Origin of the sequence: Actinomadura sp. WAC 06369 (assembly GCF_003947565.1) — a bacterium.
Taxonomy (GTDB): Bacteria; Actinomycetota; Actinomycetes; order Streptosporangiales; family Streptosporangiaceae; genus Spirillospora; species Spirillospora rifamycini.
The window spans coordinates 1-14,019 of sequence record NZ_QHJN01000021.1 but is presented as its reverse complement, the minus strand read 5'-3'; the positions used below and the strand labels follow the sequence as shown (position 1 = coordinate 14,019).

13 protein-coding genes are annotated in these 14,019 nt (G+C 74.1%); 7 read left to right on the top strand and 6 right to left on the bottom strand.

What is annotated here, in order from left to right; translation table 11 throughout:
• Positions 1–64 precede the first annotated feature (64 nt).
• A complete protein-coding gene (locus DMH08_RS08270; RefSeq protein ID WP_125612798.1) occupies positions 65–1,069 on the bottom strand; it encodes a cation diffusion facilitator family transporter in 1,005 nt (334 codons plus the stop codon).
• Positions 1,070–1,135: 66 nt separating this feature from the next.
• Positions 1,136–2,212 carry an AMP-binding protein gene (locus DMH08_RS08265; RefSeq protein WP_125612796.1) on the bottom strand — a complete coding sequence of 359 codons (1,077 nt, stop codon included), beginning with the start codon at positions 2,210–2,212 and terminating at the stop codon, positions 1,136–1,138.
• 93 nt (positions 2,213–2,305) lie between these two features.
• Here DMH08_RS08265 and DMH08_RS08260 point away from each other — a divergent pair, with 93 nt between their 5' ends.
• The 5 genes from DMH08_RS08260 to DMH08_RS08240 all read left to right on the top strand — a co-directional run bounded on the left by DMH08_RS08260 (position 2,306) and on the right by DMH08_RS08240 (position 8,524).
• The gene (locus DMH08_RS08260; RefSeq protein WP_026401857.1) at positions 2,306–3,205 is read left to right on the top strand and encodes a 1,4-dihydroxy-2-naphthoyl-CoA synthase; all 900 of its coding nucleotides are present in this window, start codon (positions 2,306–2,308) and stop codon (positions 3,203–3,205) included.
• Positions 3,206–3,290: 85 nt separating this feature from the next.
• On the top strand, positions 3,291–4,211 hold the full coding sequence (locus DMH08_RS08255) for an o-succinylbenzoate synthase (RefSeq protein WP_233617486.1): 921 nt from the start codon (positions 3,291–3,293) through the stop codon (positions 4,209–4,211).
• Positions 4,208–5,878, top strand: a complete 1,671-nt coding sequence (gene menD, locus DMH08_RS08250; protein WP_026401855.1) for a 2-succinyl-5-enolpyruvyl-6-hydroxy-3-cyclohexene-1-carboxylic-acid synthase — start codon at positions 4,208–4,210, stop codon at positions 5,876–5,878. Before DMH08_RS08255 ends, menD begins: the two co-directional genes overlap by 4 nt.
• Positions 5,879–5,935: 57 nt before the next feature.
• Positions 5,936–7,228 (top strand): cryptochrome/photolyase family protein, encoded by a 1,293-nt coding sequence (locus DMH08_RS08245; RefSeq protein ID WP_125612793.1) that lies wholly within the window; start codon positions 5,936–5,938, stop codon positions 7,226–7,228.
• Positions 7,229–7,318: 90 nt separating this feature from the next.
• A complete protein-coding gene (locus DMH08_RS08240; protein ID WP_125612791.1) occupies positions 7,319–8,524 on the top strand; it encodes an MFS transporter in 1,206 nt (401 codons plus the stop codon).
• A gap of 167 nt (positions 8,525–8,691) precedes the next feature.
• Here the strand turns inward: DMH08_RS08240 and DMH08_RS08235 are convergent, their stop codons facing one another.
• The gene (locus DMH08_RS08235) at positions 8,692–9,456 is read right to left on the bottom strand and encodes a tyrosine-protein phosphatase (RefSeq protein ID WP_026401852.1); all 765 of its coding nucleotides are present in this window, start codon (positions 9,454–9,456) and stop codon (positions 8,692–8,694) included.
• 263 nt (positions 9,457–9,719) lie between these two features.
• Here DMH08_RS08235 and DMH08_RS08230 point away from each other — a divergent pair, with 263 nt between their 5' ends.
• Positions 9,720–10,805 (top strand): fatty acid desaturase family protein, encoded by a 1,086-nt coding sequence (locus tag DMH08_RS08230; protein WP_125612789.1) that lies wholly within the window; start codon positions 9,720–9,722, stop codon positions 10,803–10,805.
• 55 nt (positions 10,806–10,860) lie between these two features.
• Complete coding sequence (locus DMH08_RS08225; protein WP_125612787.1) at positions 10,861–11,676, top strand: Fpg/Nei family DNA glycosylase; 816 nt, start codon at positions 10,861–10,863, stop codon at positions 11,674–11,676.
• A gap of 111 nt (positions 11,677–11,787) precedes the next feature.
• On the opposite strand, the gene DMH08_RS08220 is transcribed toward DMH08_RS08225, so the two are convergent.
• The 3 genes from DMH08_RS08220 to DMH08_RS08210 form a co-directional block, all read right to left on the bottom strand.
• Entirely contained in the window at positions 11,788–13,050 is a 1,263-nt protein-coding gene (locus DMH08_RS08220) for a cation:proton antiporter (RefSeq protein WP_034517324.1), read from the bottom strand.
• 3 nt (positions 13,051–13,053) lie between these two features.
• A complete protein-coding gene (locus tag DMH08_RS08215) occupies positions 13,054–13,536 on the bottom strand; it encodes a cation:proton antiporter regulatory subunit (RefSeq protein WP_125612785.1) in 483 nt (160 codons plus the stop codon).
• Between the two features lie 223 nt (positions 13,537–13,759).
• The coding region (locus tag DMH08_RS08210) for a chorismate-binding protein (protein WP_199747684.1) at positions 13,760–14,019 on the bottom strand (260 nt) is incomplete at its 5' end.

Genomic DNA, 14,019 nt, shown 5'->3' with positions numbered 1-14,019 from the left:
TCACACCGGCGGCCCGCCCGCCCCGTACCTTACTAGGTAAAGGCAACGGGCGGTGCGACTTCCATCATTCCGAGCGTTTCGGCCGCAATGGTCGACCATAACGCGCGACGACGCGTTCGCGCAGCTCAGGATCGTCCCGGGGGACCGGCTCGAGGAACACCTCGTCGATCTCGGCGTGCGCCTCCCGCAGCTCGCGCGCCATCCGGACGCACGCGCGCTCGAGCTCGGCGGAGGCGATCGCGTCGCGGAAGTCCAGCCGCGCGCACACCAGCACCCGGTCCGCGCCGACCGTCATCGTGACGATGTCGACGAGCCACTCCACCTCGGGGGCCGCGGTGAGCCGGGCGCGGACGTCGGCGACCAGCCGCGGATCCGCCTGGTTGCCGATCAGCAGGTCGAGGTTGATGCGGCCGAGGACGAGCGCGACGGCGGTCAGCAGCACGCCGATCAGCACCGAGCCGACGCCGTCCCAGACGGCCGAGCCGGTGAGGTGGTGCAGGCCGAGGCCGCCGAACGCCAGCAGCAGGCCGATCAGCGCGGCCGAGTCCTCCAGCAGGACGCTGATCGCGGGCGGGTCGTCGGTGCGGCGCATGTACGCGGCGACCGGCAGGCCCGCGCCGCGGGCCGCGGCGCGGGCCTGCCGGAGGGCCTGCTGCCAGGACACGGCCTCGAGCACGAAGGAGACGCCGAGGACGGCGTACCCGACGAGCGGGTCGGCCTCCTCGGCGGTGTGCCCGGTGAGCGTCTGCACGCCCTGGTAGAACGCGAACAGCGCGCCCATCCCGAAAATCGCGACGGCGACCAGGAGCGTCCAGATGTAGCGCTCCATGCCGTAGCCGAGGGGGTGGCGCCGGTCGGCGGGACGGCCGCTGCGGCGCAGCCCCGCCATCAGCAGGACCTCGTTGAAGGTGTCGGCGACCGAGTGCGCGGCCTCGGCGGCCAGCGACGCCGATCCGGTGAGCAGCGCCGCGACGATCTTGGCGACGGCGATGCCGAGGTTGGCCAGGAACGCCAGCGCGACGGTCGGCCCGCTCTCCCCGGCCTTCCCCGGGTCCCGATGATCGGCCATGCCGGTCGTCATCCCCCGGCGCCCGGGGCCCATGCCCCCGGGGACGCCCGCCCTGGAGCCCGACGCTCAGGGGGCGTGGGCTCCCGCGCCGCGGAGGCGGGCGCGGTCGGGCTTGCCGGACGGCAGCAGCGGGATCCGCTCGCGCAGCTCGAGCTCGTGCGGCGCCGCGTGGGCGGGCATCGTCGCGCGGACGAACGCGCGCAGCTCGTCCAGCGAGGGCGGCGCGCCCGGGGCGGGGACGGCGACGGCGGTGACGCGCTCGCCCCACTCGGGGTCGGGGCGCCCGACGACCACGACGTCGCGGATCTTCGGGTGGCGGGCCAGCGCGGCGGCGACCTCGCCGGCGACGACCTTCTCGCCGCCGGTGTTGATGACGTCGTCGACGCGGCCGCGGACGCGCAGCCGCCCGTCCGGGTCGAACGCGCCGAGGTCGCCGGTGACGAACCAGTCGCCGTCGCGGGCGGCGGCGGTCAGGTCGGGCCGCAGCCGGTAGCCGGTGAACAGCGACGGCCCGGCGAGGCGGATGCGGCCGTCGGCGGTGAGCCCGGCGCGGACGCCGTCCAGGGGCGTGCCGTCGTAGACGCAGCCGCCGCAGGTCTCGCTCATCCCGTAGGTGGTGAACACGCGGGCGCCGCGGTCGCGGGCGGCGGCGAGCAGGCCGGGCGGGGCGGCGGCGCCGCCGAGCACGATGGCGCCGAGCTTGCCCAGGTCGGCGCCGGCGTCGGCGAGGCGGCGCAGCTGGGTGGGGACGAGCGCGACGTGCGCGCCGGGCGGGGCGGCCGCGGCGAGGTCGAGGGGGTCGAACCTCGGCATGATGACCGGTTCGGTGCCGGCGACGAGGGCGCGGACCAGGACCTGGACGCCGGCGATGTGGCTGGTGGGCAGGCAGCACAGCCAGCGGTCGCCGGGCGCGGCGCCGATGCGGGCGAGGGTGCCGGCGGCGGAGTGGCGCAGGGCGGCGGCGGACAGCTCGGTGAACTTGGGGGTGCCGGTGGAGCCGGAGGTGGCGATGAGGACGGCGGTGCCGTCGGCGACGGGCTCGCCGCGGCCCGCGTGCGGCGCGACGCCGTCGAGGGCGGCGGTGAGCGCGGCGAACAGGCGGGGGCCGGGCGGGAGAACGACGGCGTGCAGGCGGCGGTCCATGATCTCATCAGGGTAGACGACCCCGCTGAACGCGTTCGAATCGGCGGCCGGTTGAATGGGGGCGCCCCCGACGGAGAGGTGGATAGAGGACACATGGTCTCGGAGCTGTTCGACGCGGACGCCTGGCGTGAGGTCGAGGGATTCGACTTCACCGACATCACCTACCACCGGGCGGTGGAGCACGGGACGGTGCGGGTGGCGTTCAACCGGCCGGAGGTGCGCAACGCGTTCCGCCCGCACACGGTGGACGAGCTGTACCGGGCGCTGGACCACGCGCGGATGTCGAGCGACGTGGGGTGCGTGCTGCTGACGGGGAACGGGCCGTCCCCGCGGGACGGCGGGTGGGCGTTCTGCTCGGGCGGCGACCAGCGGATCCGCGGGAAGGACGGCTACAAGTACGCCGAGGGCGAGACCTCGGACACGATCGACCCGGCGCGGGCGGGGCGGCTGCACATCCTGGAGGTGCAGCGGCTGATCCGCATGATGGGCAAGGTCGTGATCTGCGTGGTGCCGGGGTGGGCCGCGGGCGGCGGGCACAGCCTGCACGTGGTGTGCGACCTGACGCTCGCGAGCCGGGAGCACGCGCGGTTCAAGCAGACGGACGCGGACGTGGCCAGCTTCGACGGCGGGTTCGGTTCGGCGTACCTGGCGCGGCAGGTCGGGCAGAAGTTCGCGCGGGAGATCTTCTTCCTGGGCGACGAGTACGACGCGGAGGCCGCGCACCGGATGGGGATGGTGAACGCGGTCGTCCCGCACGCGGAGCTGGAGGCGACGGCGCTGGAGTGGGCGCGGAAGGTCAACGGCAAGAGCCCGACGGCGCAGCGGATGCTGAAGTTCGCGTTCAACCTGATCGACGACGGTCTGGTGGGGCAGCAGGTGTTCGCCGGTGAGGCGACGCGGCTGGCGTACGGGACGGACGAGGCGGCCGAGGGGCGGGACTCGTTCCTGGAGAAGCGCGACCCCGACTGGTCGCGCTTCCCGTGGTACTACTAAACGGTCGTACGGACGGCGTGGTCTGCAATAGCGTGATTCGGCGGACAGTCTGGGGGTTCAGCGGGTGCGGGTCTACTCCATCCCGATGCGGGCGCGGTTCCGCGGCATCACGCGCCGGGAGGGCGCCCTGATCCAGGGGCCGGCCGGGTGGGGGGAGTTCTCGCCGTTCGCCGAGTACGGCCCGGCCGAGTCCGCCCGCTGGCTGGCGGCGGCGCGGGAGGCCGCGGAGCGGGGCTGGCCCGCGCCGGTGCGCGACCGGGTGCCGGTGAACGCGACGATCCCCGCGGTGGACGCCGAGCGGGCGCACGCGATGGCGTCCGCGGCGGCCGGGTCGGGGTGCCGGACCGCGAAGGTGAAGGTGGCCGAGCGCGGGCAGGGCGACGCCGACGACCTCGAGCGGGTCGAGGCCGTCCGGTCCGCGCTGGGGCCGGACGGGCGGATCCGGGTGGACGCCAACGGCGGCTGGGACGTGGAGCACGCGGCCCGGATGATCCGGTCGCTGGACCGGTGGGAGCTGGAGTACGCCGAGCAGCCGTGCGCGACGCTGGAGGAGCTGGCGGAGGTGCGGCGGCGGGTGGACGTGCCGATCGCGGCGGACGAGTCGATCCGGCGGGCGGAGGATCCGCTGAAGGTGCGGGCGGCGGGCGCCGCGGACGTGGCGGTGCTGAAGGTGCAGCCGCTCGGCGGGGTCCGGGCGGCGCTGCGGGTCGCGGAGGCGTGCGGGCTGCCGGTGGTGGTGTCGAGCGCGGTGGAGACGTCGGTGGGGCTGGCCGCGGGCGTGGCGCTGGCGGCGGCGCTGCCGGAGCTGCCGTACGCGTGCGGGCTGGGCACGCTGTCGCTGCTGGAGGGGGACGTGGTGGACGATCCGCTGCGGCCGTCCGGCGGGGCGATCGCGGTGCGGCGCCCGGTGGTGGACGAGGCGGCGCTGGCCCGGTTCGAGGCGCCCGCGGACGGGTGGCGGCGGCGGGCCGAGGAGGCCGGGGCCCTGCTGGGGGGTGGGGCGTGAATCCGGCGACCGCGCTGGCGACCGTCCTGGTGGACGAGCTGCTGCGCTGCGGGATGACCGACGCGGTGCTCGCGCCGGGGTCGCGGTCGGCGCCGCTGGCGCTGGCGATGCACGCGGCGGAGAAGGCGGGCCGGCTGCGGCTGCACGTGCGGATCGACGAGCGGTCGGCGTCGTTCCTCGGGCTGGGGCTGGCGAAGCGGTCGGGCCGTCCGGTGGCGCTGGTGTGCACGTCGGGGACGGCGGCGGCGAACTTCCATCCGGCGGTGATCGAGGCGCACCAGTCGGGCGTGCCGCTGATCGTGATCACCGCGGACCGTCCGCCGGAGCTGCGGGACACGGGCGCGAACCAGACGATCGACCAGGTGAAGCTGTACGGGACGGCGGTGCGGTGGAGCACCGAGATCGGTGCGCCGGAGAACCGCCCGGGGATGGTGGCGTACTGGCGTTCGCTGGTGAGCCGGGCGTGGGGGCTGGCGCAGGCGCCGGTCCGGGGGCCGGTGCATCTGAACGCGGCGTTCCGGGAGCCGCTGGTCCCGGACGGGGACGGGTCGTGGTGCGAGCCGCTGGACGGGGACGGGCCGGGCGCGTGGACGAAGGTGCGGGCGGCGACGCCGGGTTCGGTGCTGCACGTGCCGCCGACGCGGCGCGGGGTGCTGGTCGTCGGGGACGGCGCGGTGAACGTCAAGCGGTACGTGGCGGCGGCGTCGATGGCGGGCTGGCCGGTGCTGTCGGAGCCGAACGGCAACGCGCGGTACGGGGACCACGCGCTGACGTCGTACCACTTCCTGCTGGGGATTCCGGAGTTCGCGGAGCGGCACCGCCCGGAGGTGGTGGTGACGCTGGGCAAGCCGGGGCTGTCGCGGCCGCTGCTGTCGCTGCTGCGGCGCGCCGATGAGCACATCGTGCTCGCGCCCGATCTGGCGCACTGGCCGGATCCGGTGCGGTCGGCGACGCAGGTGGCGCCGGAGGTGGAGATCCCGGTGGTGTCGGGCGACGACGCGTGGTTGAGGTCGTGGCGGGCCGCCGACCGGGCGGCGGCCGCGGCGGTGGACGCGGTGCTGGACGCGGTCCCGGAGGTCAGTGAGCCGCGGCTGGCGCGGGATCTGGTGGCGGCGCTGCCGGGCGGGTCGCTGCTGTTCGCGGCGGCGAGCATGCCGATCCGGGACCTGGACCAGGTGATGCGGCCGCGGCGCGGGATCCGGGTGATGGCGAGCCGGGGCGCGTCGGGCATCGACGGGCTGATCTCGACGGCGATGGGGACGGCGCTGGCGCACGCGGGCCGCTCGTACGCGCTGCTGGGCGATCTGGCGTTCCTGCACGACCAGAACGGGCTGGTGGTGGGGCCGCACGATCCGCGGCCGGATCTGGCGATCGTGGTGGTGAACAACCAGGGCGGGGGGATCTTCTCGCTGCTGCCGCAGGCGGCGCTGCAGGATCCGTTCGAGCGGGTGTTCGGGACGCCGCACCGGGTGGACGTGGAGTCGATCGCCGCGGCGCACGGCGTCCCGTACCGGCGGCTGGAGGCGGCCGCGGACCTGCCGAAGGCGATCACGGGGGACGGGCTGCGGATCGTGGAGGCCCGCACGGACCGGGACGCGAACGCGGTGCTGCACGGGCAGATGCGCAAGGCGGCGTACGCGGCGGTCCGCGAGGTCCTCGAACTGTAGGGGCGTCCGCGCCCGGCGGCGCGGCTTGCCGGGGGGCGGGGCGGGCAGGATGCCGGGGTGGACACCTCGATCGTGCTTTTCACGCGGGATCTGCGCGTCCGGGACAATCCGGCGCTGGTGCACGCGTGCCGGGCGGCGCGCGTGGTGCCGCTGTTCGTGCTCGACGACGCGATTCTGGGCGGGCGGTCCGCCGCGCCCAACCGGGTCCGGTTCCTGCTGGACGCGCTGCGCTGCCTGCGGGGGTCGCTGCGGGAGCTGGGCGGGGACCTGGTGGTGCGGCGCGGGGACCCGGTCGCGCATGTGGCGGAGCTGGCGGAGCGGACGGGCGCGGGTGCGGTGGCGCTGGCCGAGGACCGGTCGGCGTTCGCGATGCGGCGGCTGGCCGCGCTGCGGGGGCTGCCGCTGGAGGTGTCGGTCCATCCGGGTGTGACGGTCGTGCCGCCGGGCGGCGTGGCGCCCGCGAGCGGCGACCACTACCGGGTGTTCACGCCGTACCGGCGGGCCTGGGAGCGGGCGCCGCGCCGCCCCGTCGCGCCCGTCCCGGAGGCGGTGCGGGTGGCGCCGGGCGTCGATGCGGGGCCGCTGCCGCCGCTGGACGCGCTGACGTCCGGGCCCTTCTCCCCGGACGTGCCCGAGGGCGGGGAGCGGGCGGGCCGCGGCCGCCTGGAGGCGTGGCTGCGCCGCGACGCCGCGGTGTACGACGACGTCCGCGATGATCTGGCGGCCGACCGCACGTCCCGGCTGAGCCCGTACCTGCGGTTCGGGTGCGTGTCGCCGCTGGAGCTGGAGCACGCGGCGGGGGAGGGGTTCCGGCGGCAGCTCGCGTGGCGGGACTTCCACCACCAGGTCGCCGCCGCGTTCCCCGAGCTGCCGCGCCGCGACTACCGTCCGCGCGGGCACCGGTGGAACCGCGACCGGGACGCGCTGGACGCGTGGCGGGAGGGGACGACCGGGGTGCCGATCGTCGACGCGGGGATGCGGCAGCTGCGCCGCGAGGGGTTCATGCACAACCGCGCCCGCATGATCACCGCGTCGTTCCTCACCCGGAACCTGCGGGTCGACTGGCGGGAGGGCCTGGCGCACTTCGACGCCTGGCTGCTCGACGGGGACGTCGCCGACGACGCGGGGAACTGGCAGTGGGTCGCGGGGACGGGCAACGACACGCGGCCGAACCGGACGCTGAGCCCGCTGCGGCAGGCGTCCAGGTTCGACCCCGGCGGCGACTACGTCCGCGCGTACGTGCCGGAGCTGGCGCCGGTCGCGGGCGGGGACGTCCACCGTCCGTGGCGGCTGCCGGAGGAGCGGCGCCGGGCCCTGGGCTACCCGCCGCCCATCGTCGACCTGGAGTGAGGCGGGGCGGCCGGCCGGGGGCCGCTAGCATCGGATCGCTCCCCTCCCCGGTTGGTGATCTTGTCTGGAACGTTGTCGGCGGCGCGCCGTGTGATCGCGGTCGTGGTCTGCGTGCAGCTGTCCGCCGCGCTCGGCTACTGGGCGGTGATGAGCCATCTGGTCGCGCACCTGCGCGACGATGTGGGGCTCGTCGCCGGGACGATCGCGCTGGTGCTCGGGCTGCGCGTGGCCGTTCAGTACGCGCTGTTCCTGCCGCTCGGGGCGCTGGTCGACCGGCTCGGGGCCCGGCGGGCCGGGATGCTGGCGGGCGTGCTGCGGGCGGCGGCGCTCCTGCTGCTGGGGGCGGTCGGCGACGTCCGGGTCCTGTTCGCCGCGGCGCTGCTGCTGGCCGTCGGCGGAGCGCTGCTGCATCCCGCGGTGCAGGCGCTGCTGGCGGGGCTTCCGCCGGAGCGCCGGCCGCGGGGCTTCGCGCTGAACGTGGTGTCGGGCCAGGTCGCCGCGGTCGCGGGGCCGCCGGCCGGGCTGCTGCTGCTCGGCGGCGGGTTCGCGTTCGTGACGGCGGTGGCCGCGGCGGCGTGGGTAGTCGCGGCCGTGCTGTTCGCCCTGCTGGAGCGTGACCGTCCGGTCGTGCGGCCCGGCGGGGGCCGTGCGCCCGCCCGTTCGCTCGTGCGCGGCGTCGCGGAGGTCGTCGGCGATCGTGCGTTCGTGCGGTTCTGCGTCGTCGCCGCGCCCACCACGCTGCTCGCCACCCAGGCGGTGACCGTGGTCCCGCTGAGCGTCGCCGGTTCCGGTCCGGCCACGCTGTTCTTCTGCGCGTCGGCCGCCGTCACCGCGGGCGTCCAGCCGTTCGTGGCCGGACGGGCCGGAAGTCCGTGGGTGCTGCGCGGCGGACTGTTCTGCGCGGGTGCGAGCTACCTGTTCCTGGCCGCGCTGCCCGTCGCGGGGGAGTGTCGGACGGCGGTGCTGGTGGCGGCGGCCGCCCTCACCGGCCTCGGCACCGGCCTGGTGGACCCGGGGGCGTTCCAGACGATCGTCCGCCGCGCCCCGGAGGGCCGGGTCGGCTCCTACAACGGCCTGCTCCGGTTCATGGCGGGAGTGGTCGCGTTCGCGGGCGGCCTGGCGGTGGGGGAGGCGTTCGACGCGGGCGCCGCCACCGCCGCGATGGGGGGACTGGCGGCGCTGGGTTTCCTGTCCGCGGCCGTGCTCCGGCCTCCTCGGGCCCCGCAGGGGGAGGGGATCGGACGGGGGGAGCCGGCGGCCCCCGAGGCGGTGCCGTCGTCTCCCGAGCGACGCTGACCCGAGGCCGGCGTCGCTCTCCGGTATGAGAAGGCACGACAGAAACTCAAGCCTTCAATTTACTATGTAAAGGCCCGGGCTGCGCTAGATCTACAAGTAGACCCAAAACCACAAACCCTCGACGACGAAAAGCGGCTTTGCTCGTCTCGCTTAGCGGGTTCGGCCGGTCAGTTGAGGAGGCGGTCCTGGAGGGCCTGGGTGTCCTCGTCGGTCCAGCCGTGGGCGGTGAGCCAGCCGACCGCGCCGCCGAACTCCTCCTCGAGGCGCGCCAGGACCTTCTCCATGATCGCGGGGTCGGGCCGGTGGGCTTCGGCGGGAAGTCCGTCGAGGTCGGCGGCGTAGGTGTCGGTGGCGCGCAGGCGCGCCAGGACGGCGTCGAGGCGTTCGCCGGTCTGGGCGTAGTCGGCGACGACGGCCTCGCGGGTGACGCCGACGGCCTCCAGGGCCATCGCGCAGATGACGCCGGTGCGGTCCTTGCCGGCGGCGCAGTGCACGAGGGTGGACCCGTCCGTGCGGGTCATGACGCGCAGCGCGGCGACGACCGAGTCGGCGCGGTCGCGCAGGTAGCCGAGGTAGTGGGCGGTGGAGCGTTCCTGGGCGGGCAGCGCGGCCGCGGTGGTGTCGGCGGTGACGTCGGTGCGGTGGCCGCCTTCGGGCAGGAGCGGGAGCTGGTGGACGGTGATGGAGGGGACGCGGTTGAGGGGGCCGGGGCCCTCGAGCCGGATCTCGGTCTCGCTGCGCAGGTCGACGACGTTCTTGAGGGTGTAGTCGTCGCACAGGACGCGGACGTCGGCGACGCTGAGGTCCTGCAGGTTGTCGGAGCGCAGGACCCGTCCGCGCCGTGTGGTGCGGCCGTCGGCCGTGGGGAGTCCGCCGAGGTCCCGTGCGTTGACCGCGCCGTCGAGTTCGATCCACCGAGTGTCACCGCTCATGACTTGTGACCCTATATGGCCGGTCTGTCGGTTGTAGTGGGAAGGGCATGGTTCGCACCGCGGGGTAGGGACGTTCGCACCCCACCGGCCGTTCGCGTATCGGTCGAAGGGACTACTTTCGGCGGTGCGGACCGAGACCTGGGAGCCAGACGCGGGATGGCTCGGCAGCGGGGAGTGGCACCGGCCCGCGCATCCATAGCGTGTTCGGCGTTGGTCGTATTCCGGAGTCGTCTCTCCGCACAGCCCTCCCGATTGGAGCGCCCATGCCCGCTGGCCCGTCCGCCGTCGTCGCGCCGCCGCCGTCCCCGTCCCCGTCCGCGCCGGCGTCCCCGCCGGGCCGGGCGGGCGGGAGCGATTTCGCTCCGCTCGCGCGGCGGGTCCGGGAGGGCGGGCTGCTGGACCGGCGGCCCGCCTACTACGCGCGGGCGATCTCGCTGAACCTGGCGGCGACGGCCGCGGTGTGGGCGGCGATCGCGTGGGCGGGCGCTTCGTGGTGGTCGGTGCTGCTGGGGGTGCCGCTGGCCGTGGTGTCGGCGCGGACGGCGTTCCTGGGGCATGACGCGGGGCACCGGCAGATCGCGCGGACCGCGCGGGGCAACAAGTGGCTGGGGCTGCTGCTGGGGAACCTGCTGCTGGGGATGGGGCACGGGTGGTGGAACGACAAGCACAACCGTCACCACGCGAATCCGAACCACGTCGGGAAGGACCCGGACGTCGGTGAGGGGGTGCTGGCGTGGACCGAGGAGCAGGCGGCGCGGCAGCGCGGTCCGCTGCGGTGGCTGGCGCGGCACCAGGCGGCGCTGTTCTTCCCGCTGCTGACGCTGGAGGGGTTCAACCTGAAGGCGGGCAGCCTGCTGTTCCTGCGGGGGCGGTCGCGTCGGGCGCAGCTTCTGGAGGGGGGTCTTCTGCTGCTGCATGTGGCGGCGTATCTGGGGCTGGCGTTCATGTTGCTGTCGCCGGGGAAGGCCGTGGTGCTGATCCTGGTGCATCACGCGCTGTTCGGTGTGCATCTGGGGTCGGTGTTCGCGCCGAACCACAAGGGGATGGAGATGCCGGAGCCGGGTGCGCGGTGGGGTCATCTGCGGCGGCAGGTGCTGACGTCGCGGAACGTGCGCGGTGGTGCGGTGGTGGACTGGCTGATGGGCGGGTTGAACTACCAGATCGAGCACCATCTGTTCCCGGGGATTCCGCGGTGCAGTCTGCGGCGGGTGCGGCCGCTGGTGATGGAGCACTGCGAGCGGGTGGGGCTGCCGTACACGGAGACGGGGCTGGTGGAGTCGTACCGGCAGGCGCTGGGGCATATGCGCGAGGTGGGTGCGGAGCTGCGGGCGGAGGCGGCGCGGCGCTAGCGGGTCCGGTGTCGGGGCGGTGGGCGGGTGTGCGGGGTCGTATGCTTGCCTGATCATGCCCGAGGGACACACGATTCATCGTCTGGCCGCCGAGCATCAGCGGATGTTCGGCGGCCGTCGCGTTGCCGCCGAGAGCCCGCAGGGGCGGTTCGCCGCGGGGGCGGCGCGTCTGGACGGGCGGGTGCTGGTGGAGGCGGACGCGCACGGTAAGCATCTGCTGGTGCGGTTCGATGATGATGCGGTGTTGCATGTGCATCTGGGGATTTACGGGAAGCTGGTGTTCGGCGGGGTGCCGGCGCCTGCGCCGGTGGGTGCGGTGCGGTTGCGGTTGACGGGGTCGGCGGGGTTCGCGGATCTGCGGGGTCCGAATGCGTGCGAGCTGCTGGAGCCGGGTGAGGTGAAGCGGCTGCGGGATCGGCTGGGGCCGGATCCGTTGCGGGGGGACGCGGATCCCGATGAGGCGTGGCGGCGGATTTCGCGGAGCCGGGTGCCGGTGGCGGCGTTGTTGATGGATCAGGGGGTGGTGGCGGGTCCGGGGAACATTTACCGTGCGGAGGTGCTGTTCCGGCAGGGGGTGGATCCGATGGTGCCGGGGCGTGCGCTGGGGCGTGGGGTGTGGTCGGCGTTGTGGGCGGATCTGGTGGTGTTGATGGCGGAGGGTGTGCGGACGGGGTGGATCGATACGGTGCGGGCGGAGCACACGCCGGAGGCGATGGGGCGGCCGCCGCGGGTGGATGATCATGGTGGTGAGGTGTACGTGTACCGGCGTGCGGGGTTGCCGTGTCTGGTGTGCGGTGCGGAGGTGCGGTCGGCGGTGCTGGCGGGGCGGAATTTGTTCTGGTGTCCGGGGTGCCAGCCGTCTGCGGTGTGAGTTCCGGGTTTCGGTTGTGGTCGTAGGACGGTGATGCCCGGTGCGCCCGTGGGGGCGCACCGGGCATCGGTGTCGTGCTCGCCGGTCTGCGTTTCGCCGGTTGGGGGGCGGTCAGCGTCCGGTGAGGGATTCGTCGCCGGCGGAGGTTTCCACGGCATTGTGCTGGGTGGAGACGGGCACGTCGTCGTCGGTTTGCGGTGTGCGTCCCTTGCGCCGGGCGCGCTTGTTGCGCGCGAGGGCGGCGATGGGTTCGGCGCCGCGGGCCAGGATCGGGCCGGCGACGGCCAGGATCAGGACGTAGGCGGCGGCGAGGGGCCCGAGTTCGGGGTTGATGCCGGCGCTGACGGCCAGGCCCGCGATGACGATGTTGAATTCGCCGCGGGGGACGAGGGCGGCGCCGGCGCGCAGGCGTCCGGTGAGGGTGACGCCGGCGTTGCGGGCGGCGAGCCATCCGCTGCCGAGCTTGGTGGCGATGCCGGCGACGGCCAGGAGCGCGGCGACGAGCAGGACGGGCGGCAGGTCCGAGGGGTCGGTGTGGAGGCCGAAGAACACGAAGAACACCGCGGCGAACAGGTCGCGCAGGGGTGCGAGGAGCTTCTGTGCCTGGTGGGCGAGGCTGCCGGACAGGGCGATGCCGACGAGGAAGGCGCCGACGGCGGCCGAGACCTGGAGTTGCTGGGCGATTCCGGCGACCAGCATGGTGAGGCCGAGGACCTTCAGGAGCAGGACTTCCTCGTTGGGGCTGTGGACGAAGCGTTCCACGAGCGATCCGAAGCGGAGCGCGATGATGAGGATGATGGTGATGGTTCCGGCGGCGATCGCGAGGGTGATGGAGCCGCTGACGAGTCCGGCGCCGGCGAGGAGGGCGGTGAGGATCGGCAGGTAGACGGCCATCGCGAGGTCTTCGAAGACGAGGATGGACAGGACCGCGGGTGTTTCGCGGTTGCCGAGCCAGCCGAGGTCGCCCATGACCTTGGCGGTGATGCCGGAGGAGGTGACGTAGGTGACGCCGCCCATGGCGACGGCGGCGACGGGTCCCCAGCCGAGGAGCAGTGCGGCGATGACGCCGGGGGCGGCGTTGAGGACGAGGTCGGCGAGGCCGACGGGCGCGGATGTGCGCAGGGTGCCGACGAGTTCGTCGGCGGTGTATTCGAGTCCGAGGGTGAACAGCAGGAGGATGACTCCGATTTCGGAGCCGATGGAGATGAAGTCCTCGCTGGTGGTGAGGGGGTAGATGCCGCCGGTGCCGAAGGCGAGGCCGGCGATGAGGTAGAGGGGGATGGGGGAGATGGAGAAGCGGGTGGAGACGGCGCCCAGGAGGCCGAGGGCGAGGATGATGGCGCCGATTTCGATCAGCTGGAGGGTCGAGTGCATATGTCAGCCGTCGGTGAGGATACGGGCCACGGCGGTGGTGCCTTCGGCGGTGCCGACGACGACGACGGTGTCGCCGGGGGCGAAGGTGAAGTCGGGTGTGGGGCTGGGGATGATGCGGTCCTGGCGGACGACGGCGACGATGGAGGCGCTGGTGCGGGTGCGGGCGCGGGTGTCGCCGAGGGTGCGTCCGTCGTAGGGGGAGCCGGGTGTGATGGGGAGTTGTTCGGTGTTCAGCCCGCCGACCTGGCGCTGGAGTTCGGCGAGGTGCTCCAGGACGCGTCCGGTGCCGAGGAGTTCGGCGATGGCGTTGGCCTCTTCGACGGTGAGGGCGACGGTGGCGATGCAGCTGTCGGGGTCCTCTTTGTCGTAGATGACGAGGTCGCGGCGGCCGGTGCGGTGGGAGATGACGCCGAGTTGGCGGCCGCGTGCCGTGGTCATGACGTGCTGGAGGCCGATGCCGGGGAGTTTTGTGCGTTCGAGGTCCACGGTGCTGTGTTCTTTCCGGTTCGGATGGTGGGGCGGTGGTGCCCGGGGCGGCTGTGGGGGCCTTCGCGGGCACGTTCTGCCGTTCGACGCTACCCGGTCGGGCCGGGGTCACAGCCCGTCATGATCGCAGATGTGGGCGGTGGTGCGGTAGCCGGGGGCGGGGTTGACCTGGGGTTGCGTCGGTCGTGGCGGTGCCGGTCGGCCGTGCCGGTCAGCGTGTCGGTCAGCTGTGCAGGGCGTGGCGCATGGCGCCGAACTTGTGGTCGGCTTCGCTGAGTTCGGCGGCGGGGTCGGAGTCGGCGACGATGCCGCAGCCGGCGAACAGGCGGGCGCGGGGGCCGTCGAGTTGGGCGCAGCGCAGGGCGATGCCCCATTCGCCGTCGCCGCGGGCGTCGACCCAGCCGACGGGGCCGGCGTAGCGGCCGCGGTCCATGCCTTCGAGTTCGCGGATGAGGTGCATGGCGGTGCCGGTGGGGGTGCCGC

Excerpts from the sequence above, each read along its gene's own strand:
- DMH08_RS08270 (WP_125612798.1), bottom strand. The coding sequence starts at position 1,069 with ATGGCCGATCATCGGGACCCGGGGAAGGCCGGGGAGAGCGGGCCGACC.
- DMH08_RS08265 (WP_125612796.1), bottom strand. The coding sequence starts at position 2,212 with ATGGACCGCCGCCTGCACGCCGTCGTTCTCCCGCCCGGCCCCCGCCTG.
- DMH08_RS08260 (WP_026401857.1), top strand. The coding sequence starts at position 2,306 with ATGGTCTCGGAGCTGTTCGACGCGGACGCCTGGCGTGAGGTCGAGGGA.
- DMH08_RS08255 (WP_233617486.1), top strand. The coding sequence starts at position 3,291 with ATGCGGGCGCGGTTCCGCGGCATCACGCGCCGGGAGGGCGCCCTGATC.
- DMH08_RS08235 (WP_026401852.1), bottom strand. The coding sequence starts at position 9,456 with ATGAGCGGTGACACTCGGTGGATCGAACTCGACGGCGCGGTCAACGCA.
- DMH08_RS08230 (WP_125612789.1), top strand. The coding sequence starts at position 9,720 with ATGCCCGCTGGCCCGTCCGCCGTCGTCGCGCCGCCGCCGTCCCCGTCC.
- DMH08_RS08225 (WP_125612787.1), top strand. The coding sequence starts at position 10,861 with ATGCCCGAGGGACACACGATTCATCGTCTGGCCGCCGAGCATCAGCGG.
- DMH08_RS08220 (WP_034517324.1), bottom strand. The coding sequence starts at position 13,050 with ATGCACTCGACCCTCCAGCTGATCGAAATCGGCGCCATCATCCTCGCC.